Here is a 22,280-nt window from a genome sequence, read left to right as displayed (position 1 = left end):
GGCCGGGCGTCGGGAGGTGCGGCAGGATGGGAGTATGCCGAACCGCCTCGCGAACGAGACCTCGCCGTACCTGCTCCAGCACGCCGACAACCCCGTCGACTGGTGGCCCTGGTCGCCGGAGGCATTCGCGGAGGCGCGGGAGCGGGGAGTGCCCGTACTGCTGAGTGTTGGCTACTCTTCGTGCCACTGGTGCCATCGGTTCAGCTTCGAAAGCTTTGAAGACGAAGTGACCGCCGCCTACATGAACGAGCACTTCGTCAACATCAAGGTCGACCGCGAAGAGCGCCCCGACATCGACGCCGTCTACATGGAAGCCGTCCAGGCCGCCACCGGGCAGGGCGGGTGGCCGATGACCGTCTTCCTCACCGCCGACGCCGAGCCCTTCTACTTCGGGACCTACTTCCCGCCCGAGCCGCGGCACGGGATGCCCTCCTTCCTGCAGGTCCTCGAAGGGGTGCGTACCGCCTGGGAGGGGCGGCGCGCGGAGGTCGACGAGGTCGCGCGGAAGATCGCGCGGGACCTGGCCGGGCGGCAGCTGGACTACGGGAAGGCCGGCACGCCCGGGCCCGAGGAGCTCGGGCAGGCGCTGCTCGGGCTGACGCGGGAGTACGACGCCGTGCGCGGCGGGTTCGGCGGGGCGCCGAAGTTCCCGCCGTCCATGGTGCTGGAGTTCCTGCTGCGGCACCACGCGCGCACCGGGTCGGAGGGTGCGCTGCAGATGGCCGCGGACACCTGTGAGGCCATGGCGCGGGGCGGGATCTACGACCAGCTCGGGGGAGGGTTCGCGCGGTACTCCGTGGACCGGGAGTGGGTCGTCCCGCACTTCGAGAAGATGTTGTACGACAATGCGCTGCTCTGTCGGGTCTACGCGCACCTGTGGCGGGCCACCGGTTCCGATCTCGCCCGCCGTGTCGCGCTGGAGACCGCGGACTTCATGGTGCGTGAACTGCGCACGGAACACGGCGGCTTCGCCTCAGCGCTCGATGCCGACAGTGAGGACCCGGACAGCGGCGAGCACGTGGAAGGGGCCTACTACGCCTGGACCGGTGCCCAGTTGCGCGAGGTGCTGGGCGAGGAGGACGGGGACCTGGCCGCCGCATACTTCGGGGTGACCGAGGAGGGGACCTTCGAGCACGGGAAGTCGGTGCTGCAACTCCCGCAGGACGGGCCCGTGGTGGACGCCGTCCGGGTGGAGGGGATCAGGCGGCGGCTGCTCGCCGCGCGGGACCGGCGGCCGGCGCCCGGGCGGGACGACAAGGTCGTGGCGGCCTGGAACGGGCTGGCCATCGCCGCCCTCGCCGAGTGCGGGGCGTACTTCGAGCGGCCCGACCTCGTCGAGCGGGCCACCGAGGCCGCCGATCTGCTGGTGCGGGTGCACATGGATGGTCGCGCGCGCCTCGCGCGGACCAGCAAGGACGGGCAGGTCGGCGCCAACGCGGGGGTGCTGGAGGACTACGGCGACGTCGCCGACGGTTTCCTGGCGCTCGCGGCGGTCACCGGCGAGGGGGTGTGGCTGGAGTTCGCCGGTTTCCTCCTCGACCTGGTCCTGGACGGGTTCACCGCCGAGGACGGGTCGCTGTACGACACCGCGCACGACGCGGAGCAGCTGATCCGCCGCCCCCAGGACCCGACCGACACCGCGGCCCCGTCGGGCTGGACCGCCGCCGCCGGTGCGCTGCTGTCGTACGCCGCGCACACCGGTTCGGAGGCCCACCGTACGGCGGCCGAGCGGGCGCTGGGCGTGGTGCACGCGCTCGGGCCGCGGGCGCCGCGGTTCATCGGGCACGGCCTGGCGGTCGCCGAGGCGCTGCTGGACGGGCCGCGCGAGGTGGCGGTCGTCGGCCATCCGGAGGACCCGGCCCGGGCGGCCCTGCACCGTGCGGCGTTGCTGGGGACGGCTCCCGGGGCGGTGGTTGCGGTCGGGCTGCCGCGGGTGGCGGACGGGAGCGGCGGCGAGTTCCCCCTGCTGGCCGAGCGCACACTTGTGCGCGACCTGCCGACGGCGTACGTGTGCCGGCACTTCGTCTGCGCGCGGCCTACGACCGATCCGGCCGAACTGGGGCAGCAGTTGGGTACGGTTCGTCCCTGAAGTGGCGGGAGTAGCGCCAATTCCGTTTGTGTGTACCGGAGTTCGGTAACCCCTTTTTTATCCAGCCAGCACCTGAGTGTCATGTTCACCGCCTAATCTCATCCCTTCGAGGGTTGCTGGAGTGTGGCCGGAACGGCCACTGTGACGGCGCGCTGGGGGGCGCGCACGCGAGGGGCAAGCGGAAGCTGGGGGCGGCGGGCATGGGGGCCCGCCGTGAGCTTCCGGGGGGTTGACGATCGCCGCTCGGGGTTGCGGCACGCCTGTGGGGGGACGTTTTGTTCACCGCTGTGTTCATTTCGGTCATTTCGCTTGCGCTCTTCGGGATCGCCGCGTTCACGCTCTGGTGGCAGATGCACGCGTGGCGCACCCCCGAGGTGCTCGCCTCGACCCGCTTCGACCGCCCCGACGGGGGCGGCGGCCTGTCCTTCTCGCTGCTGCTGCCGGCCCGCCACGAGCAGGCGGTCCTGGAGCACACCATCGAGCGGCTGCTGGAGTCGAGCCACACCGACTACGAGATCATCGTGATCGTCGGGCACGACGACCCGGAGACCGCGGAGGTCGCGGAACGCGCCGCGGGCCGTGCACCCGACCGGGTGCGGGTCGTCGTCGACCACCACGAGACCAAGAACAAGCCCAAAGCGCTCAACACCGCACTCCCGCACTGCCGCGGCGACATCGTCGGGGTCTTCGACGCCGAGGACCAGGTCCACCCCGAGCTGCTCGCCCACGTCGACCACGCCTTCCGATCCACCGGCGCCGACGTGGTCCAGGGCGGGGTGCAGCTCATCAACTTCCACTCCAGCTGGTACAGCCTGCGCAACTGCCTGGAGTACTTCTTCTGGTTCCGCTCCCGCCTCCACCTGCACGCCGAGAAGGGCTTCATCCCGCTCGGCGGCAACACCGTCTTCGTCCGCACCGATGTGCTGCGCGAGGCCGACGGATGGGATCCGAACTGCCTCGCCGAGGACTGCGACCTGGGCGTGCGGCTGTCGTCCGTCGGCAAGAAGGTGGTCGTCGCCTACGACTCCGACATGGTCACCCGCGAGGAGACGCCCGGCTCGCTGATGAGCCTGCTCAAGCAGCGCACCCGCTGGAACCAGGGCTTCCTGCAGGTCTACCGGAAGAAGGACTGGCGTCAGCTGCCCGGCCGCGGCCGGCGCTGGCTGGCCCGCTACACGCTGATGACCCCCTTCATGCAGGCCGCGTCCGGGGTGATCATCCCGGTGAACTTCGCCGTCGCGGTCTTCCTGGACGTGCCGGTCGGGATCGCGTTCGTCACCTTCCTCCCGATGCTCGCGGCGATGGTGACCTTCGTCTTCGAGGTCGTCGGACTGCACGACTTCGGCCGCCAGTACGGGCTGCCCGTGCGCTTCGTGCACTACGTCAAGCTCGTCGTCGGCGGCCCCTTCTACCAGGTGATGCTGGCGGGCGCGGCGATCCGCGCGGTCTGGCGCGAGCACCGGGGCCGCAACGAGTGGGAGCTGACGAGCCACACGGGCGCGCATCTGGACGCCGCGGCCACCGCGGACGCCGCGGCCACCGCGGACGCCGTGGCCACCGCGGACACCGCGCCGGTGACCGCCCCCGGCCGGCGCGCCGCCGCCCCGGCCGCCGTCGGGGCCGGCTCCACCGCCGCCCCGGCCGCCGGCGCCGCCACCGCCCCGGCCGCCGCCGCCACCGCCACCGCCACCGCGATCCGAGAGGACGGCCGCCAGTGACCGCCACCCTGCCCACGGCCACCGACCCCCGGTCCCCGGCCGGTGCCACCGTCCCCGCGCAGCGGCGCGGCCCGGCCGGCGGCCTCGGGGTGCGGCCCGCGCCGCTCCGGCCGATGGTGCGTTTCCGTTCCTCCCGCCCCGATCTGCTGCTGTGCGGCGTGCTGCTGCTGGTGATCGTCCTCGTACAGGGCTGGAACATCACCGACTTCCCGACGCTCAGCGACGACGAGGGCACCTACCTCGCCCAGGCGTGGGCCGTCCAGCAGGGCGACGGGCTGGCGCACTACACGTACTGGTACGACCACCCGCCGCTCGGCTGGATACAGCTGGCGGCGCTGACGTACCTGCCGTCCCTCTTCGCGCCCGACTCGATGACCGTCGCGACGATGCGGTTCGCGATGCTCGCGGTTTCGGCGGCCAGTGCCGTGCTGATGTACGTGCTGGCGCGCCGGCTGTGGCTGCCGCGCTGGGCGGCCGGGCTGGCGATGGGCCTGTTCGGGCTGTCGCCGCTCTCCGTGGTGCTCCAGCGCGAGATCTTCCTCGACAACCTCGCCGTGATGTGGATGCTGCTGGCCTTCTGCCTGGCCGCGTCCCCGAGCCGGCACCTGTGGCACCACTTCGCCTCCGGGCTGGCCGCGGCCACCGCCGTCCTCACCAAGGAGACGATGCTGGTGGTGCTGCCGGCGCTGCTGGTGACGATGTGGCGCCACAGCCACCGCGACACCCGCAAGTTCGCCGTCACCGGCGCCATCACCGCCTGCGCGCTGATCGGCCTCTCCTATCCGCTGTACGCCCTCCTCAACAGCGAGCTGCTGCCCGGCGCCGGGCACGTCTCGCTGATCGACGGCATCACCTACCAGATGAGCCGGCCGGGCTCCGGCTTCATCCTCACCCCGGGTACCGGCTCGAACGGCGTGTTCCGGTCCTGGCTGTACTACGACACGGTCCTGCCGCTCGGCGGGCTGGCCGGCGCCGTGCTGCTGATCGTCACCGTCCGCTGGTCCGTGACCGCCCGGGCGCTCGCCGGCCCCGCACTGGCCTGCGTGATCCTGGCGCTCGTCGCCATGCGGGGCTCCGGCTACCTCCCGGCGATGTACGTGATCCAGGCCCTGCCGTTCCTCGCGCTCGTCCTCGCCGGCGGCGCCGCCAGCGTCACGCACGCCGTGCTGCGCCGCCGCCGGGCACCGCAGGAGCGGCGTGAACTGCTGTGGGCCCGCTGGGCGCTGACCGTCGTGCTCGCGGTCTCCGCCGTGGTGTACGTGCTGCCACGCTGGTACGAGGGCAACCGCACCGCGCTCACCGCCGACGCGAACGCCCCGTACCGGCAGGCCGCGGCCTGGCTGGGCCGCGAGGTGCCCGACCCCGAGCACACCCGGGTCCTGCTCGATGACGCCCTCTGGCTGGACGCCGTGCACCGCGGCTTCGAGCCGGGGGTCGGGGCCATCTGGTTCTACAAGGCCGACCTCGACCCGGCCGTGACCCGGACGATGCCGCGGGGCTGGCGGGACATCGACTACGTCGTCTCCTCGCCGACGGTGCGCCGTGACGCCGCGGACCTGCCGAACGTGAAGGCGGCGCTGGAGCACTCGACCGTCGTGGCCGTCTTCGGCGAGGGCGAGGACCGCATCGAGATCCGCAGGACGGACGCCGCCGGCCGTGCCGCGGGAACCGCCTCCGCCGACCACCCGACCGGGAGCTGACCACCATGACCGAGGACCTGCGGTCCCTGCCCGCCCCGGTCGCAGCGGATCTCACCGCTGCGGGGACCGCGACGGGCAGCGTCACCCTCATCGTCCCGACCTTCAACGAGTCGGGGAACGTCGCGGAGCTGCTGCGCCGGCTCGGCGACGCACTCCCCGAACACCTGCCCTGCGACGTGCTGTTCGTGGACGACTCCACGGACGACACACCGGCCGTCATCGAGAAGGCGGCCGCCGACCACCCCTTCCGGGTGTCGGTCCTGCACCGCGAGGTGCCCGACGGCGGCCTCGGCGGCGCCGTCGTCGAGGGGATCCGGCGGGCGGACACCGACTGGATCGTCGTCATGGACGCCGACCTCCAGCACCCGCCCCACCTGGTGCCCGAACTCGTCGGCGAGGGCGAGCGCACCGGCGCGGACCTCGTCGTCGCCTCCCGCTACATCAGCGGCGGCAGCCGGGCCGGACTGGCCGGGAGCTACCGGATCGCCGTCTCGCGGGGCGCGACCTGGCTGACCAAGGGTCTCTTCCCGCGCGCCCTGCGCGGGATCAGCGACCCGATGAGCGGCTTCTTCGCGATGCGGCGCTCCGTCGTCACCGCGGACGCCCTGAGGCCCCTCGGCTACAAGATCCTGCTGGAGCTGGCCGTGCGCTGCCGCCCCGGCAAGGTCGCCGAGGTGCCGTTCGTCTTCCAGGACCGCTTCTCCGGCGAGTCCAAGTCCACCGCCCGTGAGGGCATGCGCTTCCTGGCGCACCTGGCCTCGCTGCGCTCGGCGACACCGCTGGCCCGGATGATCGGCTTCGGTCTGATCGGGCTCTCCGGGTTCGTGCCGAACCTGGCGGCGCTGTGGCTGCTGACGCACGCGGGCATGCACTACCTCCCGGCGGAGATCCTCGCCAACCAGGCGGGAGTGCTGTGGAACTTCGTACTCATCGAGGTGCTGCTCTTCCGTGACCGCAGGCGGCACCGGCACTGGGCGGACCGGGTCGGCCGGTTCGCGCTGCTGGCCAACGCGGACCTGCTGCTGCGCATCCCGCTGATCGCGGTGTTCGTCGCGAAGCTGGGGATGGCTGTGCTGCCGGCCACGGCCCTCGCGCTGGTCACCACCTTCGTCCTGCGGTTCGCGGCGACGGAGGCCCTCGTCTACCTGCCGCGCAAGGCGCCCAAGCCGTAGCGGCGTTCCAGGAGCCCGGCCGAGCCGCACAGAAGGGAACTTTTCATGCGTCCGAAGATCCGGCGGAGGGCAGGGCGGCGGGCCGCACTGCTGACCGTCGGGGCGATGACCGCGGGCCTGCTGATGACAGCATCGCAGCAGGCCACGGCCGGTGCGCCCAATCTGCTCTCCAATCCCGGTTTCGAGACGGCCGGTGCACCCGGCTCCGACATGCCGTCCTGCTGGAACAAGTCCGGCTGGGGCGACAACGACTTCACCTTCGCGACCGTCGCGGACGCGCACTCGGGCACCAAGGCGATGAAGGTCACGCTCACCCGACGGGTCTCCGGCGACCGCAAGGCCCTGGTCACCGAGAACGCCGCGTGCGCGCCGACGGTGGTGCCGGGCAGGCAGTACGACCTGTCCGCCTGGTACAAGTCGGACACCCCGGACGTGTCGGTGACGGTGTTCCGCCACGACACGACGGCGGGCTGGCAGTACTGGACGGACCTGCAGAACCCGCCGGTCAGCGCGGCGTGGGCGCGAACGGAGGTCCGTACGCCGGCGGTCCCGCCCAACACCGACAAGATCGCGTGGGGCATATCGGTCTACGGGGTGGGCACGCTCACCACCGACGACTACGCGCTGGAGGAGGTGGGCGCGGTCCCGCCGCAGCCGGCCTGCTCGGGCACGGCGGAGGAGTGCGCCAAGGGCAAGTGGGAGGTGATGGCCACCAAGAACCCGGTGCGCTCGATGCACGCCGTCGTCCTGAAGAACGGCAAGGTGCTGCTGATCGCCGGGTCGGGCAACGACATCTCCCAGTTCAACGCGGGCACCTTCACCTCCGCCGTCTACGACCCGGTGAACGGGACGGTCAGGACGATTCCGACGCCGGTGGACATGTTCTGCTCGGGTCACGTCCAGCTGTCCGACGGCCGGGTCCTGGTGATGAGCGGCAACAAGGGGTACCCCTCGGCCGACGGCAAGATCGGCTACCAGGGGCTGAAGGACTCGTACACCTTCGACCCGGCGACCGAGACGTACACGAAGACCAACGACATGAACGGCGGGCACTGGTACCCGTCGGCGACCATCCTCGGCAACGGTGACGTGATCTCCTTCGGCGGTCTGAAGGAGGACTCCACGGGCAACGTGACCGCGGAGAAGTTCTCGGCGGCGCAGAACAAGTGGCTGCCGATGAACGAGGTCAACCAGACCTGGTCGTACTGGGGTCTGTACCCGTCGATGATCCTCATGCAGGACGGGCGGCTCTTCTACTCGGGCAGCCACACCTTCGGCAACGGCACGCCCGGCACCGGCGCCTCGGTCTACGACTACGACGCCAACACCATCACCGACGTGCCCGGCCTGCGCAACAAGGACGAGCGCGACGAGTCGGCGAGCGTGCTGCTGCCGCCCGCGCAGGACCAGCGCGTCCTGACCATCGGCGGCGGCAACAACGAGCGCAACCCGGCCGCCAACCGCCTCACCGACATCATCGACCTGAAGGCGGCGAGCCCCGCCTACACGGCCGGCCCCGACCTGCCGCAGGGGCAGGTCGACCAGGGCCAGGGCAAGCGGCCGCAGACCGGCGCCGAGGGCAAGATGTTCGTGTCCGCGGTGCTGCTCCCGGACGGCAAGGTGCTGGAGACGGGCGGCGGGCTGCACGACCGGGCCGACCCGGTCTACGAGGCCTCGTTCTTCGACCCGGTCACCAACACCTACCAGGCGGGCCTGGCCGCCGACCCGATCCCGCGCACCTACCACTCGGGCTCGTTCCTGCTGCCCGACGGCCGGGTCATGTCGGTGGGCGACAACCCGGGCAACGGCACCTACAACCACAACGTGTCGATCTACACCCCGCCGTACCTGTTCAAGGGCGCCCGCCCGCAGATCACTTCGGTGATCGACAACCAGTGGGTGTACGGGGACACGCAGCGGATCACCGTCAACCGGGCGGTCGCCAAAGCGGAGTTGATCCGGCCGGCGGCGGTCACCCACTCCTCGGACCCCAACCAGCGGTTCGTGGACCTGCCGATGACGGTCGTCAACGGCACCACCGTCGACCTCAACGTCACCAGCAACCCGAACCTGGCGCCGCCCGGCTGGTACATGCTCTTCGCGGTCGACGCGAACGGCGTACCCTCCATCGCGCAGTGGGTGCACCTGGGCGGTCCGCCCGCGCTCGCGGCGGCGGCCGCCGCCGAGCAGCCGACCGCGCACGAGCACACCTTCGCGAACGAGCTGGCGGCCCCGAAGGAGAACCCGGCCCCCCGGGACTCCGCCCCGGTGGCGCCGACCGTGGCGGGCTGCGACCGGCACTACGGCACGGTCAACGTGTGCGTGCCGACCCGTTTCCCGGCCGAGGTGAAGGAGACGACGAAGGCCCGCTGCGACTGGCTGGCCGCCCACCAGTACCCGAAGCGGATGAAGGTCAACGGCAGCGACCCGCTCCGCCTCGACCAGGACCGGGACGGCTACACCTGCTAGCGGGCCCGCGAAGCACGCGCAGGACGGGGGCCCGGCCGCATCCGGCGGCCGGGCCCTCCCGCGTACAGGACCATCCGGGCCAATCGGACGGCGCGTGAGGGTGAGAACCCGGGGCGGTGCGTGACCTCCGCGGTCCGGGGCCGCCACCTTCGTTCGACGTGGACACCACTCGCATCCCCGTCAGCGGGGAACACGGAGCAACGGAATCCGAGCGCTGCGTCTGCGGCATCCTGCCGCCCTACATGCTCGAAAGACTGACGGAATGGGACGACCCCAGGATCCGCGAGGCCGCCGAGAAGACCCTCGCGGCCAGCGCCGAACTCCGCCAGAAGCGGAAGGACGCGCCCAGAGAGGTGGAGGGGGCGGTCCCGACGGGCCCGGCCGTCCTCCAGCGGACCGTCTTCGACACCCACAACACCAGGATCCTGCCCGGCGATCAGGTCAGGGCGGAGGGTGAGGACCCGGTGCTGGACGGCACGGTCAACCGGGCCTACAACATCCTCGGCCTCACCTTCGACTTCTTCCAGCAGGTCTACGGCCGTCGTTCGATCGACGACGCCAACCTGCCGCTGGACGCGACCGTCCACTTCCGGCGCAAGTTCAACAACGCCCTCTGGGACGGCGAAGCCATGATCTTCGGCGACGGGGACGGGCTGGTCTACAACGACTTCACGTTCGATCCCGCCGTCGTCGCCCACGAGATGACACACGGTGTCACGCAGTTCACCGCCGACCTGGTCTACGAGGGCCAGTCCGGAGCCCTCAACGAGTCGGTCTCCGACGTCTTCGGCAGCCTGGTCAAGCAGTTCGCCCGCGGCCAGAACGCGGAAGAGGCCGACTGGCTCATCGGCGCCGGCATCTTCACCCCTCTGGTGCAGGGGCAGGCCCTGCGCTCCATGAAGGCGCCCGGGACCGCCTTCACCGACGACCGCGTCTGGCCGGGCGGCGACCCGCAGCCGGACCACATGGACAAGTTCCAGGAGGTGGACTTCGACGAGGGCGGCGTCCACATCAACTCCGGTATCCCCAACCACGCGTTCTACCTGATCGCGACCCAGATCGGCGGCTTCGCCTGGGAGAAGCCGGGGCAGATCTGGTACGACACCCTCACCTCCGGCGAACTGCCCAGGCGCGCCACCTTCCGGCAGTTCGCCCAGGCCACGGTCGAGGCCACGAGGAAGCGCTTCGGTCAGGGGCTGGAGCTGGAAGCGGTCCTCAAGGCGTGGGCCCACGTCGGCGTCAACGGCAACCACCATGGCTGAGCCGTGCGCATCCGCGTGACCAGGAGCGGCGGCTTCGCGGGCTTCCCGCTCAAGGCCGAGCTGGAGACGACGGGCCGGTCCGACGCGGCCGAGCTGGAGCGCCTCGCGACCGCGGTCCTCGCCCAGACGGGACCGGGACCCGCCACGGTCGTACCCGATGGTTACCGCTACTCCGTGACCGTCGACGACCGTACGGTCGAGTTCGCCGACCCGAAGATCACCGATGAACAGGAGGAACTGGTGGAACGGGTCCTGCGCGACGGCGCCTAGCCGGGCCACCCGCATTCCGGTGCGCCGAAGGGGCGGCCCACCGGAATGCGGGCCCCGGCCCGTCATGGGATAACGAAATCATGAGGCAGTCGCCCACGGCCACGGCCGCAGAGATCAAGATCAGCTTTGCCGGAGGGGAGGCGGAGGCGGCGTTCGGCGCCCTGGAGCTCGACCGGGACGAGGGGCGCGCCCGCGTCATCCACTTCTGGGACCGACCGAAGAAGGCGCCGGGCGCCGGAGTCTCGCTCCCCCTGCTGGACCGGGGTCTCATCCTGCGTCTGCGACGGGACGAGGAGGGGCCGGGCTCCAAGCGGAAGGCCGACCTCACCGTGAAACTGCGCCCCTGCCCGCCGCTCCCGCACGACTGGCAGGAGGAGCGTGAGGAGGAGGACTGGGAGTTCAGGGCCGAGGAGGACCGGGCCGGACCCCTCTTCACACCCGTCCTGTCGGCCTCGCTGGAGGCAGAGGCGGACTTCGCGGCGGCGCTCGACGCCGAGGCGGGCGGGCTGGACGGGACGCTCACCGATCCGCAGCTGGAGCTGCTGGAGGCCGCCGGGACGGCGGTGGACGACCTCGACGGCCTGACGGCGCTCGGCCCGGTGCACGCCGTCAAGTGGAAGCAGGAGTGGGACGGACTGCCCGGCTTCGTGGCGATCGAGGAGTGGACCACCGGCAACGGGCTGCGGTTCCTGGAGGTGTCGCTGCGCGCGGACCTCGGCGAGGCGGCTGGGGTCCAGGACCGGCTCGGCGGAGCCCTCAAGGAGCGGGGTCTCGTCCTGCCACTGGCCGGTGAGACCAAGACCCGGACGGTGCTGACCGCCCTCGCCCGCGACCTGTCGCCCTGACCGGGGCCGAGGCCGCTCCGGGCGGGCCGGCGCCGGTCAGTGCGAGTAGGCGGCGAGCGAGATGCCGACGTAGTGCGCCACGAAGGCCGCGAGGGTCAGCGAGTGGAAGACCTCGTGGAAACCGAAGAAGCGGGGGGAGGGATTGGGCCGCTTCATCCCGTAGATGACCCCTCCCACGCTGTAGAGCAGACCGCCGACGACCACCAGCACCAGCACGGCGATACCGCCGGTGCGCATGAAGTCGGGGAGGAAGAAGACGGCCGCCCAGCCCATCGCTATGTAGCAGGGGGTGTACAGCCAGCGCGGGGCGCCGACCCAGAAGACGCGGAACGCGATGCCGGCGGCGGCCGCGATCCACACCGCCCACAGCAGCGTGCGCCCGGTGGACGGCGGGAGCAGCAGCACGGTCAGCGGCGTGTACGTGCCCGCGATGATCAGGAAGATGTTGGCGTGGTCGAGCCGGCGCAGGATCGCCTCGCCGCGCGGGCCCCACGTACCGCGGTGGTAGACGGCGCTGACGCCGAAGAGCAGGCAGGCCGTGAGGATGTAGACGCCGCAGGCGACCCGGGCCTTCGTCGAGTCGGTGAAGGCCATCAGCACCAGGCCCGCGATCACCACTGCGGGAAACATTCCGGTGTGCAGCCAGCCGCGCATCAGCGGCTTGGCCTCCGGCTCTGCCATTGCGGCGGCGGCGTCAGAAGTCATGAACGACATGCTACCTACGGGTCCGTAGCTTTCCCTGGGTCCTCTTTACGGAAGATTGACGGACGTGGCGATGCTCACGTGAGAGGCCCTCTGGACATATGCGCACATCCACCGGATGATCAGATGAGTGCGGTCGACACCGGATGAGCGGAGCGCGAAGCGTCCGGGTCGCAGCCCCCACGGGGCACACACCAAACAAACCCCTCAACAAGGAGCAATCGTGGCGCGCGACAACGCGGCTCCCACCACTTCCGGTCCGACAAGCCCCACCGACCACACAGAGCTGATCTCCTGGGTGGACGAGATCGCTGCCCTGACCCAGCCCGACCGCATCGTCTGGTGCGACGGCTCCGAGGCCGAGTACGAGCGCCTGTGCGAGGAGCTCGTCGCCAAGGGCACGTTCAAGAAGCTCGACGAGACCAAGCGCCCGAACTCGTACTACGCCGCCTCCGACCCCTCCGACGTCGCGCGCGTCGAGGACCGCACCTTCATCTGCTCCGAGAAGGAGGAGGACGCGGGCCCGACCAACCACTGGAAGGCCCCGGCGGAGATGAAGGACCTCTTCTCGGGAGAGAAGGGCATCTTCCGCGGCTCCATGAAGGGCCGCACGATGTACGTCGTCCCCTTCTGCATGGGCCCCCTCGGCTCCGAGCTCTCCGCGATCGGCGTCGAGATCACCGACTCCGCCTACGTCGCGGTCGCCATGCGCACCATGACCCGCATGGGCAAGCCCGTCCTCGACGAGCTCGGCACCGACGGCTTCTTCGTCAAGGCCGTGCACACCCTCGGCGCCCCCCTGGAAGAGGGCCAGGCGGACGTCCCGTGGCCGTGCAACACCACCAAGTACATCTCGCACTTCCCCGAGACCCGCGAGATCTGGTCCTACGGATCCGGCTACGGCGGCAACGCCCTGCTCGGCAAGAAGTGCTACGCCCTGCGCATCGCGTCCGTCATGGCCCGCGACGAGGGCTGGCTCGCCGAGCACATGCTCATCCTCAAGCTCACCCCGCCGGCCGGCGAGGGCGAGACGAAGTACGTCGCCGCCGCCTTCCCGTCCGCCTGCGGCAAGACCAACCTGGCCATGCTGGAGCCGACCATCCCCGGCTGGACGGTCGAGACCATCGGTGACGACATCGCCTGGATGCGCTTCGGCGAGGACGGCCGCCTCTACGCGATCAACCCCGAGGCCGGCTTCTTCGGCGTCGCCCCCGGCACCGGCGAGCACACCAACGCCAACGCCATGAAGACGATGTACGCCAACACCGTCTTCACCAACGTCGCGCTCACCGACGACGGCGACGTGTGGTGGGAGGGCATGACCGAGGAGACGCCCGCGCACCTCATCGACTGGAAGGGCAACGACTGGACTCCGGAATCGGAGACCCCGGCCGCCCACCCCAACGCCCGCTTCGCCGTCCCGGCCTCGCAGTGCCCGACGATCGCCCCCGAGTGGGAGGACCCCAAGGGCGTCCCGATCTCCGCGATCCTCTTCGGCGGCCGCCGCGCCTCCGCAGTGCCGCTGGTCACCGAGTCCTTCGACTGGAACCACGGCGTCTTCATCGGCTCGAACATCGCCTCCGAGAAGACCGCCGCCGCCGAGGGCAAGGTCGGCGAGCTGCGCCGCGACCCCTTCGCCATGCTGCCGTTCTGCGGCTACAACATGGGCGACTACATGGCCCACTGGGTCAAGGTGGCCGCGGACAAGGACCAGTCCAAGCTCCCGAAGATCTACTACGTGAACTGGTTCCGCAAGAACGACGCGGGCAAGTTCGTGTGGCCCGGCTTCGGCGAGAACAGCCGCGTCCTGAAGTGGATCGTCGGCCGCCTCGACGGCACCGCCGAGGGCACCGAGACCCCCATCGGCATCCTGCCGACCAAGGACTCCCTCGACCTCGACGGCCTGGACCTCCCCGCCGAGGACCTGGACTTCCTCCTCACCGTCGACAAGGACGTCTGGCGCGAGGAGGCCGCCCTGGTCCCCGAGCACCTGAACACCTACGGCGACCACACGCCGAAGGAACTGTGGGACCAGTACCACGCGCTCGTCGAGCGCCTGGGCTGAGAGCCCGAGCCCGGTAGCACCGGGACCGAGAACGTGGGAGCCCCCGACCAAGCGGCGCCCACCGCTGTGGGAGCCCCCGACCAAGCGGCCCCCATCGCAGCACCCGGTCTTCTTCAGGAGTGTTGTCCGCGCTCCTCCAGATAGGCCGTGTGCGACTGCTGACGGCCGGCTTCCGCCTCGCGGAGGTCGGCCGTCAGTCTTTCCGCCTCCGCGTGCAGCAGGTCCAGCTGCCGCTCCAGCTGACGCTCGGGCGATTCGCCGCCCGGCGTCAGCCGCGCCCACCAGCGCGTCCGGTTGTAGGTGTCCACGCACTCCGGCACGTCCCGGCGCACCGCCCGCGACACCGCGTACACCGACTCCGGATCGGCGGCCAGGACCTGCGCCACCCACCCCGGATCGAGCAGCGCCTCGTAGAAGCCCATCAGCCCGGTCAGCCGGTCCCCGGCCGCCTGCGGCAGCTCCACCCCGGCCAGGTAGCTGCGCAGCAGCGCGAAGTCCTCGCGCAGTACGCCGAGTTCCGCGTCCGGATCGAAGGGCGGCGGCGCCGTCCGCTCGGGCGGGGCGATCAGCGCGCCCGCCCCGTACAGCCCGGCCACCACCACCGGCCACCACCCGCCGGCCGCCCCGGTCAGCGCGAGGCCCACACCGGCCACGCCGCAGGCGCTGCCGGCCAGGTTCTTCTTCGACTCCAGGAAAGGGAGCAGCTTCCCGCCACGGGCACTACTGGTAGCCACGGATCTCCTCGAACGCTCCGTCCAGCGAACCGTTGCCCCCGGTGGCGTCGAAGAGCCGCCCGCCGGTCAGTTCGGTGATGTGGGTGAGCTCCTTGCGGTCCGAGTCCCCGAAGAGGACCGCGAAGACCGGCGTCCCCTTCCGCGCCTCGGGCAGCCCCGCGTAGAAGGAGTCGAAGTGCTTCGCACCCGCCCCCTCCGTGTTCGCCCCGTCCGTCATCAGCACGATCGAGGTGAAGGCGTCCTGGCCGCCCTTGCCGATGTGCTCGTACGCGGCCTCCAGACTGCTGTAGACCGCCGTACCCCCCTCCGGCCTCAGACCGTTGATGTCGGCGCGGATCGCGTCCAGGGCGGTCTGCTGCCTGCCCGGCTCCACCACGTAGGAACGGGTCGACTTCACCTTCGAACCGAAGGGCAGCAGGGTGACCTCCTCACGGTCCCGGAACCGGTGCCCGGTCTCCGAAGTCCCCGTGCCCGTCAGATCGGTGAGCGCCGCCTTCAGCCGCCCGATCCGGTCCTCCTCCGACATCGAACCCGAGGTGTCGAGCACGTAGACCGTCCGCGAGGGCCGCCGCAGCTCGTTCTCGTACGAGGCCAGCAGCCCGTCGGCGACCTGCCGCGAGCCGGGGAACGGCAGCTCGCGCCGCTTGTCCGCGCCCAGCCCCGCCGCCGGGGACACCCCGGAGGCGACCGGGCGGCGGAAGGTCTGCCCGGTGATCGCCTGCTGCGCCTCGGGCCCGCGCAGGTAGTCGGTCAGCACCCGCCCCGACTCGCGGGCCCCGGCCGGGGCCGAAGTCAGCAGGGTCAGCGGGTAGTGCGCGGTGACCACACCGTCCGAGGGCCGGACCACCTGCAGGTTCGTCTTCGAGTCCCGGTTCATGGAGAGCAGCACGGACTCGTAGTTGACCAGGGCGTCGACGTCCGCGCGCTTGGCGTAGGCGGAGGCCAGCCACCCCGAGGAGCCGGAGGTCAGCTTCTGCCCGGAGAAGAACTCCTTCAGCTTGGGCTGCGCCGCCTTCACGTCCGCGTCGGTCAGCGCGGCCTGCGCGCCGGAGAGGCCCGAGGCCACCGACACCAGGGCGGCGAAACCGGAGTTGGAACGCACCGGGTCCGTCATCCCGTACGTCAGCTTCCCGGCGGCGACGGCCTCGTGCACTTTGGACCAGGTGACCTCCCCGGGCTGCCAGCCCAGCCGGGCCAGCGCCTCCGGCTTGACGCCGAGGGCGACGGGCGAGGACATCACCGGGGTCTCGTTGGCCAGCTTCCCGGCGGCCTCGGGCCGCAGCCGCAGGTAGTCGTTGGACGACAGCCAGATCGCGTCGTACTTCCCGTCGGCCTTCCCGGAGGCGACCTGCTCCACGGCATCGAGCGTCCCGGACCAGTTGAGCTCCACGGTGACCCCGGTGGCCTTCCTGGCCTGCTCCAGCACGGGCTTCATGTCGGCGAGCTCACTGGAGGCCAGCACGCGCAGCGTGCCGTCCTTGTAGACCGAGGGCTTCGGCGCGTCGGGCTTGTCGGAACTGCACCCGGAGGCGGCGACCATCCCGACGACCGCCAGCGCCGCCGCCAGCACCCGCCGCCACAACCGGCTTCGCCGCTTCTGTCCGCCCTGCGGGGCGAAATCCAGCCCCTCCGGCGTTCGAGGAGCGGGGTCCGGGGCGGAGCCCCGGTTTCGGGAAGGGGCGGGGTGGGGGAGAGCCCCGCGCAGCGGCCGCCCCTCCTGCTCGGCGCCGCTCACCGCGCACCCCCCTCAAGGCCAGAGGCGGTCCGCGCCCGCGCCAGATGACCGGAAGCGGTCCGCAGCTCGTCCGTCAACGACTCCACCGTCGCCGCCATGCTCTCCGTCGCCTGCACCTTGAACGTGTCGATCGCATCGAGCGTCTTGTAGATCTGCGCGAACGCCACCCGCAGGGTCTCCGCCCCCACCGCCGGATCCGCCGCGATCCGCTGGATCTCACCGCTCTGCGAGGACAGCATCTCCGCGTTCCCCCGGATCAGCTCCTCCGTCGTCCCCCGCAACGCGTTGACCTGCTCGACCACCTTCTTCTGGTGGTCGAGGGCCGAGGCCAGCATCACCGCGATCCGCAGCGCCGACACCGTCGTCGTCGCGGCCCGGTCGACGCCCTTGATCAGTTCCTCGTTGTTGCGCCGGACCACGTCCATCGCCAGGTAGCCCTGCGCGCACACCGCGAGCTGCGTCAGCAGGTCCTGGTGCTTCTGCCGGACGGGGAACAGCACGTCCGACCGCATCGCGTCGGCCTGCGCCGGATCCGTCGGCTCGGTCTCCGCGATCCGCTGCCCGACGGCCGTGTCCAGGGCCTCGGTGAGCACCGCGTACTCCTGCAGCTTGCCCATCGTCTCCCACAGCCGGGCCCGCTCGGTGTGCAGTGCCGCGTTGTCGCGGCGCAGCTCGTCCTGGCCGCCGCGCAGGGCGCCGACGATCCGGTTCAGGGTGGCCTGCGAGGAGGCGTACTTCGCGACGTGGTCGCGGAACCGGTTGCCGCCCGGCAGTTTCGAGAACAGCTTGCCCAGGCCCTTCGCGGGGGCGTCCCGCGGATCGAGGTCCTCGACGGTGCGCCGCAGCTCGACGAGGGACCCGGCGACCCGGGCCTGGGCGTCGCCGCCGCCGTCCGCGCCGAGGGAGCGCACGGCCCGCTCCAGCATCCGGTTGGACTGCTGGGCGGCGCTGCGGATGTCGGCCGTGCCGAGCCCGGTGATCTCGCTGATCCGCGTAGCGAACTCGGGGGAGCGGGCATCGATCCCGGCGAGCCGGCCGACGTACTCGTCGGCGCGGCGGGCCATCTCCTCGCGTACCCCGTCCTGGAGCGGTACCAGGCCGGAGGCCTGCTCGCGGCGGACGGGGGCGACGGGCTCGGGAGCGCTGAGGACGAAGGTGCCGTCCTCGGGAGGCATGAGTGTCATGGTCGTGATTCCCCCTAGCCCTTGGCGCGCTGTGCCAGCGCCATCAGGATCTTGACGGTGGGCGTGCCGACCTGGCGGATGCCGGTCAGGCCCGGGTTGAGGTGGCCGGAGTGCGGCGTGGTGGCGGCGGCGAACTGGGCCGCGCCCTCCTGCGGGCGGAACCCGCGCTGCATGACGAGCTCGCGCAGCCGGGGGTCGGTGGTGAGGAGGGCGCCGAGGTCACGGGCCTTCTCGTTCAGCGGGACGAAGGTGTGCGCCGAGTTGACGGTGGTGTCCGGGTACAGCACCACCATGTTGTCGGCGGCACCCGCTCCTTGGTGCTGGAGCAGCATCGAGGCCACCTGGGACTCGTACGCCAGGATCAGGGGTTCGCCGCTGCCGCTGACGAAGGCCCGGAACGGGCCGTCGGTGCTGGGCTCCAGGGCGCCCTGGACCGAGATCAGCTTGCGCATCAGCGGCGCGGTGCGCTCGATCCCGGCGTCGTCGGCGACGACCGTGTTGCCGTTGGCGACGTTGGAGGCGAGGGCGAGGAAGAGGGCGCCGGAGTTGGAGGTGGCGGGGTCGGTCGTCTTGATGAACACCCTGCCGGCCAGTTCGGGGAAGGCGGCGGCGCCGGGGAGCTGCTGCCAGTTGCGGTCCTCGTCGGCCGCCTTGAGGAAGGGGCCCATGAGCAGGGTCCCGGTGTTCTTGCCGTTCATCTTCACCAGGCCGCCGTCGGCGAGGACCTTCGCGGCGCTCGGGCGGGCGATGACGACGAGCGGAGAGAAGAAGGGCTTGGCCTCCTGGGCTCCCTGGATCCCCGCGGCGGCCTCGACCTCCTTGGCGGGCTCACTGCTGCTGGGGAAGGCGAAGTCGAAATCCTTGAGGGCGAGTTTGTCCATCGCCCAGGAGCCGGAGGACTCCGCCTTCACGGTGTAGCCCTTGTCCGCAAGGGCCTTGACGACGTCCGGGTCACGGAAGAAGTCGGACTTCTCCGAGCCGATGACGCCACGCACGGTCTTCGTTGCCGTGGATTCCGGGTCCTGCCCCTTGAGAAGGACGACGGCTGCGACGCCGCCGATCAGGAGGAGGCCCAGGACGATTCCCAGTATGCGTCTCACGGGTGCAGCGTGCTCGCGGAAACCCACATTCCGCGTTGAGTTGAATGAACGTCAGGTGACGGGGCGGTCCCACTTCGAAATGCTGTGTGGGCCCGGTGGTGCTGGTGGGCGGGGCGGTCGCCGAGGAGGATCGGAGCATGGGCGTGAGCGCGTTGAAATGGCAGGGCTGGCTGGTGGGTCTGGTGACACTGGCGGGCCTGCTGGTGTTCGCCCCGCTGGGGCTGTACGTGTGGGCGAGCGGCGGGGGCCAGCGGGAGGCCGCGCCCCGGCAGGCGCTGGAGTACGTACGGGTCACCGGGTGCCGCGTCGATCCGGCGGGCCGCAGGATCACGGCGTCGGTGGAGGCGACGGGCCGCGCGGAGGGAACGGGGGCGTACGTCGTCACGGTGGAGTTCCGCGACCGCGCCGCCGCGGAGGCGGGTGGCCGGGCGGCGCAGTCCCTGGTGAAGATCCCGGGGGTCGCCCCGGGCGCGACGGAGTACGCGGAAGCCCTGGGCCCGGTCTGGCCGCCGTCGACGACCCCGTGGTGCGGGGTCACCGCAGCGGAATTCACCCGCACCGACTGACCGCGCGGCTGGCCTGCCGGGCTGCTGGCGTCCAGCCCCTCCGGGGCACATCCAGCCTCTCCGGCGTTTGAGGAGCGGGGTCTGGGGCGGAGCCCCAGGGTGCCGCGCAGCGGCATCTCCAGCCCCGCCGGCGTTCGAGGCGCGGGTTCGGGGGCCGAGCCCCGGCAAGCGGCGCAAAGCCCCCGCAGGGGCGTGGCGCCCGGTCCGGAGCCTCCGCGGCCCCGGACCGGGGCCGTCAGAGGGCGCCGGCCAGGTCCTGGGACCCCAGCGCGGCGGCATGCGCGTCCATCCGCTCGGCGGCGAGGATCGCGACGGTGGTGTCGGCGCGGGACGCGGCGACGAGGAGCGCGCGCGCCGCGAGGTCGTGCGCGCGCCGGTGCAGCGCCGGCGAGGCCGCCGCGACGCCCCGCGGGGCCCGCGCCGGCTCGGCGCCGCGCAGCCGCGTCACCTGGGCGGCGATCTCCGCGGCGCTCTCGTCGAGGCCGAGCTCGTCGGTCACGGCGAGCAGAGCCGCAAGGTGCCCGGCGAGCTGGATGTCCAGCGCCTCGGCACGGCTGCGCTGCGGGTAGTCCGTGCTGGGTTCGGCGGCGGCGGCGCCCATGCGGTGGACGACCGACGACTTCGTGCGGATCGGCTCGTACATGAGGTGGCCTCCTGCGGTGTCAGGAGACCATCCTACATTGGATCCGTTCTAAAGTTGAGCTCAATCCTGTTGATCGCTTGGGTGCGTGGTCCCGAGCGTCTGCCGTGCGTCCGCCGCGCGTCCGCCGATCGCGTCGATTTGCCTACGGCTGGCTGTAGCCGTCGAGGAATTTCCCGATACGCGTCACCGCATCGGCAAGATCCACGGCGTTCGGCAGCGTCACGATCCGGAAGTGGTCGGGCTCGGGCCAGTTGAAGCCCGTACCGTGCACGACCATGATCTTCTCGGCCCGCAGCAGGTCCAGGACCATCTGCCGGTCGTCCTTGATCTTGTACACCGAGGGGTCCAGCCGCGGGAACGCGTACAGCGCGCCCTTCGGCTTCACGCACGTCACCCCGGGGATCTGGGTGAGCAGGTCGTACGCGACGTCGCGCTGCTCCAGGATCCGCCCGCCCGGCAGGACCAGGTCCTCGATCGACTGCCGGCCGCCGAGGGCGGTGGCGATGGCGTGCTGCGAGGGCATGTTCGCGCACAGGCGCATGTTCGCCAGGATCGTGAGGCCCTCGATGTACGAGGCGGCGTTCTTCTTCGGGCCGCAGACCGCCATCCAGCCGGCCCGGTAGCCCGCTACGCGGTAGTTCTTCGAGAGCCCGTTGAAGGTCAGGCACAGCAGGTCCGGCGCGAGGGCGGCCGTGTTCGTGTGCGTGGCTCCGTCGTACAGGATCCGGTCGTAGATCTCGTCCGAGCAGACGACCAGGTTGTGGCGGCGGGCGATGTCCGTGAGCCCGCGCAGCATCTCGTCGTCGTAGACGGCGCCGGTCGGGTTGTTCGGGTTGATGATCACGATCGCGCGCGTGCGGTCGGTGACCTTGCGCTCGATGTCGGCGAGGTCGGGCATCCAGTCGGACTGCTCGTCGCACCGGTAGTGCACGGCCGTACCGCCGGCCAGCGAGACGGAGGCGGTCCACAGCGGGTAGTCCGGGGCGGGGACGAGGACCTCGTCACCGTCGTCGAGCAGCGCCTGCATCGACATCTGGATCAGCTCGGAGACCCCGTTGCCGAGGTAGATGTCCTCGACGTCCAGCTCGATGCCCTTGGTCTGGTAGTGCTGCATGACCGCGCGGCGCGCGGAGAGCAGCCCCTTCGCGTCCCCGTAACCGTGGGCGCTGCCCAGGTTGCGGAGCATGTCCTCAAGGATCTCCGGCGGGCACTCGAAGCCGAAGGCCGCGGGGTTGCCGGTGTTGAGCTTGAGGATGCGATGACCTGCTGCTTCGAGCCGCATCGCCTCTTCGAGGACGGGTCCGCGGATCTCGTAGCAGACATTGGCGAGTTTCGTTGACTGGATCACCTGCATGACGGGAGCTTACGGGGTCCCGACGGTCGCCCGCTGAGCCATTTAGGCCGAACGCGAAGGGGTGATATGTCCCGTTTGGCACGATGGGCAGGCGGTGATGCCACACACCCTTGGAATCCGGGGCGGGCCCGCGTTCCGGCCTGCGGAATGGGTGTGGGCGGGCGTGGGAAACGGCGCGGGATGTTGCGCTCGTCACTGCGCTCGTCACTGCGCTCGTCACCCCTGAGTACGGGGACTGAGTACGGGCACTCATGCGGCGGCCGGCTCCCGCCGGGAGGCTGGGGGGCATGAATCAGCATGAGTGGAAGCCCGAGGACCACGGCCTGCGCGCCGAACGCATCGGCACGATGATCATGGCCTTGGCGGGGGGCCTCATGCTGGCGGGGACGATGTGCTTCGTGCTCCTGATGCTGGTCCTGCGGTCCGGCCACTGAGCGGCGAGGAGGGTGGGTGGGGGCGGGGGCAGCAGCGGGCGGGGGCATCAGCGGGGCGGGGGAGAACAGCTGACCGGAAGGGGGCGGTGTCGGCGCCCCGGCCGGTCGGCAGCGAGGAAGGGTTGGGGATTTCCCGTCGGTCTCATCGTCCTTCCGCGTCGGGCCGGCCTGTCAAGGGCGCTCCTTCGTCGCGTCGCTTCGCGATGTCGCTGCGCTCCACCCTTGACAGGCCGTCCCG

18 protein-coding genes are annotated in these 22,280 nt (G+C 71.0%); 11 read left to right on the top strand and 7 right to left on the bottom strand.

Annotation, left to right across the window (positions count from 1 at the left end; all coding sequences use genetic code 11):
* Positions 1 to 34: 34 nt before the first annotated feature.
* From ACZ6Y1_RS22870 to ACZ6Y1_RS22835, 8 genes are all read left to right on the top strand, one after another.
* Positions 35 to 2,089 (top strand): thioredoxin domain-containing protein, encoded by a 2,055-nt coding sequence (locus tag ACZ6Y1_RS22870; RefSeq protein ID WP_469632681.1) that lies wholly within the window; start codon positions 35 to 37, stop codon positions 2,087 to 2,089.
* A 275-nt stretch (positions 2,090 to 2,364) separates the two neighbouring features.
* Positions 2,365 to 3,807, top strand: a complete 1,443-nt coding sequence (locus ACZ6Y1_RS22865; RefSeq protein ID WP_469632679.1) for a glycosyltransferase — start codon at positions 2,365 to 2,367, stop codon at positions 3,805 to 3,807.
* Entirely contained in the window at positions 3,804 to 5,507 is a 1,704-nt protein-coding gene (locus tag ACZ6Y1_RS22860; RefSeq protein WP_469632675.1) for a phospholipid carrier-dependent glycosyltransferase, read from the top strand. Before ACZ6Y1_RS22865 ends, ACZ6Y1_RS22860 begins: the two co-directional genes overlap by 4 nt.
* A 5-nt stretch (positions 5,508 to 5,512) precedes the next feature.
* Positions 5,513 to 6,679: a glycosyltransferase gene (locus ACZ6Y1_RS22855; RefSeq protein ID WP_469632672.1), complete on the top strand. Its 1,167-nt coding sequence runs from the start codon at positions 5,513 to 5,515 to the stop codon at positions 6,677 to 6,679.
* 45 nt (positions 6,680 to 6,724) lie between these two features.
* The gene (locus ACZ6Y1_RS22850) at positions 6,725 to 9,148 is read left to right on the top strand and encodes a galactose oxidase-like domain-containing protein (protein WP_469632669.1); all 2,424 of its coding nucleotides are present in this window, start codon (positions 6,725 to 6,727) and stop codon (positions 9,146 to 9,148) included.
* Between the two features lie 242 nt (positions 9,149 to 9,390).
* Positions 9,391 to 10,410, top strand: coding sequence for a M4 family metallopeptidase (locus tag ACZ6Y1_RS22845; RefSeq protein WP_469633115.1), 1,020 nt, complete (start codon positions 9,391 to 9,393; stop codon positions 10,408 to 10,410).
* A 3-nt stretch (positions 10,411 to 10,413) separates the two neighbouring features.
* Positions 10,414 to 10,680, top strand: a complete 267-nt coding sequence (locus ACZ6Y1_RS22840) for a protealysin inhibitor emfourin (RefSeq protein WP_469632665.1) — start codon at positions 10,414 to 10,416, stop codon at positions 10,678 to 10,680.
* An 80-nt stretch (positions 10,681 to 10,760) separates the two neighbouring features.
* Positions 10,761 to 11,525 carry a hypothetical protein gene (locus tag ACZ6Y1_RS22835; RefSeq protein ID WP_469632662.1) on the top strand — a complete coding sequence of 255 codons (765 nt, stop codon included), beginning with the start codon at positions 10,761 to 10,763 and terminating at the stop codon, positions 11,523 to 11,525.
* A gap of 36 nt (positions 11,526 to 11,561) precedes the next feature.
* Here ACZ6Y1_RS22835 and trhA read toward each other — a convergent pair whose 3' ends face one another.
* Positions 11,562 to 12,239, bottom strand: coding sequence for a PAQR family membrane homeostasis protein TrhA (trhA, locus tag ACZ6Y1_RS22830; RefSeq protein ID WP_469632659.1), 678 nt, complete (start codon positions 12,237 to 12,239; stop codon positions 11,562 to 11,564).
* Positions 12,240 to 12,450: 211 nt separating this feature from the next.
* Between trhA and ACZ6Y1_RS22825 the strand changes: the two genes are divergently transcribed.
* Positions 12,451 to 14,292 (top strand): phosphoenolpyruvate carboxykinase (GTP), encoded by a 1,842-nt coding sequence (locus ACZ6Y1_RS22825; protein ID WP_469632656.1) that lies wholly within the window; start codon positions 12,451 to 12,453, stop codon positions 14,290 to 14,292.
* Positions 14,293 to 14,405: 113 nt separating this feature from the next.
* On the opposite strand, the gene ACZ6Y1_RS22820 is transcribed toward ACZ6Y1_RS22825, so the two are convergent.
* From ACZ6Y1_RS22820 to ACZ6Y1_RS22805, 4 genes are all read right to left on the bottom strand, one after another.
* Positions 14,406 to 15,026: a hypothetical protein gene (locus ACZ6Y1_RS22820; RefSeq protein ID WP_469632653.1), complete on the bottom strand. Its 621-nt coding sequence runs from the start codon at positions 15,024 to 15,026 to the stop codon at positions 14,406 to 14,408.
* Entirely contained in the window at positions 15,013 to 16,608 is a 1,596-nt protein-coding gene (locus ACZ6Y1_RS22815; RefSeq protein ID WP_469633112.1) for a substrate-binding and vWA domain-containing protein, read from the bottom strand. Before ACZ6Y1_RS22815 ends, ACZ6Y1_RS22820 begins: the two co-directional genes overlap by 14 nt.
* Before the next feature lie 149 nt (positions 16,609 to 16,757).
* On the bottom strand, positions 16,758 to 17,936 hold the full coding sequence (locus ACZ6Y1_RS22810; RefSeq protein WP_469633109.1) for a toxic anion resistance protein: 1,179 nt from the start codon (positions 17,934 to 17,936) through the stop codon (positions 16,758 to 16,760).
* Positions 17,937 to 17,959: 23 nt separating this feature from the next.
* On the bottom strand, positions 17,960 to 19,045 hold the full coding sequence (locus ACZ6Y1_RS22805) for a hypothetical protein (RefSeq protein ID WP_469632651.1): 1,086 nt from the start codon (positions 19,043 to 19,045) through the stop codon (positions 17,960 to 17,962).
* Positions 19,046 to 19,188: 143 nt separating this feature from the next.
* Here ACZ6Y1_RS22805 and ACZ6Y1_RS22800 point away from each other — a divergent pair, with 143 nt between their 5' ends.
* On the top strand, positions 19,189 to 19,611 hold the full coding sequence (locus ACZ6Y1_RS22800; protein ID WP_469632648.1) for a hypothetical protein: 423 nt from the start codon (positions 19,189 to 19,191) through the stop codon (positions 19,609 to 19,611).
* Positions 19,612 to 19,846: 235 nt separating this feature from the next.
* Here ACZ6Y1_RS22800 and ACZ6Y1_RS22795 read toward each other — a convergent pair whose 3' ends face one another.
* Together ACZ6Y1_RS22795 and ACZ6Y1_RS22790 are read right to left on the bottom strand one after the other, a co-directional pair.
* Positions 19,847 to 20,254 carry an SCO4983 family protein gene (locus tag ACZ6Y1_RS22795; protein ID WP_469632645.1) on the bottom strand — a complete coding sequence of 136 codons (408 nt, stop codon included), beginning with the start codon at positions 20,252 to 20,254 and terminating at the stop codon, positions 19,847 to 19,849.
* Between the two features lie 142 nt (positions 20,255 to 20,396).
* Positions 20,397 to 21,608: a pyridoxal phosphate-dependent aminotransferase gene (locus tag ACZ6Y1_RS22790; protein WP_469632642.1), complete on the bottom strand. Its 1,212-nt coding sequence runs from the start codon at positions 21,606 to 21,608 to the stop codon at positions 20,397 to 20,399.
* A gap of 287 nt (positions 21,609 to 21,895) precedes the next feature.
* Between ACZ6Y1_RS22790 and ACZ6Y1_RS22785 the strand changes: the two genes are divergently transcribed.
* Positions 21,896 to 22,042 carry a hypothetical protein gene (locus tag ACZ6Y1_RS22785; RefSeq protein ID WP_469632640.1) on the top strand — a complete coding sequence of 49 codons (147 nt, stop codon included), beginning with the start codon at positions 21,896 to 21,898 and terminating at the stop codon, positions 22,040 to 22,042.
* Positions 22,043 to 22,280: the final 238 nt, after the last annotated feature.

This window comes from Streptomyces sp. NPDC053432 (assembly GCF_055585365.1).
Note: the sequence above shows the minus strand (reverse complement) of the source record. Positions and strands in the feature narration are given on the sequence as shown.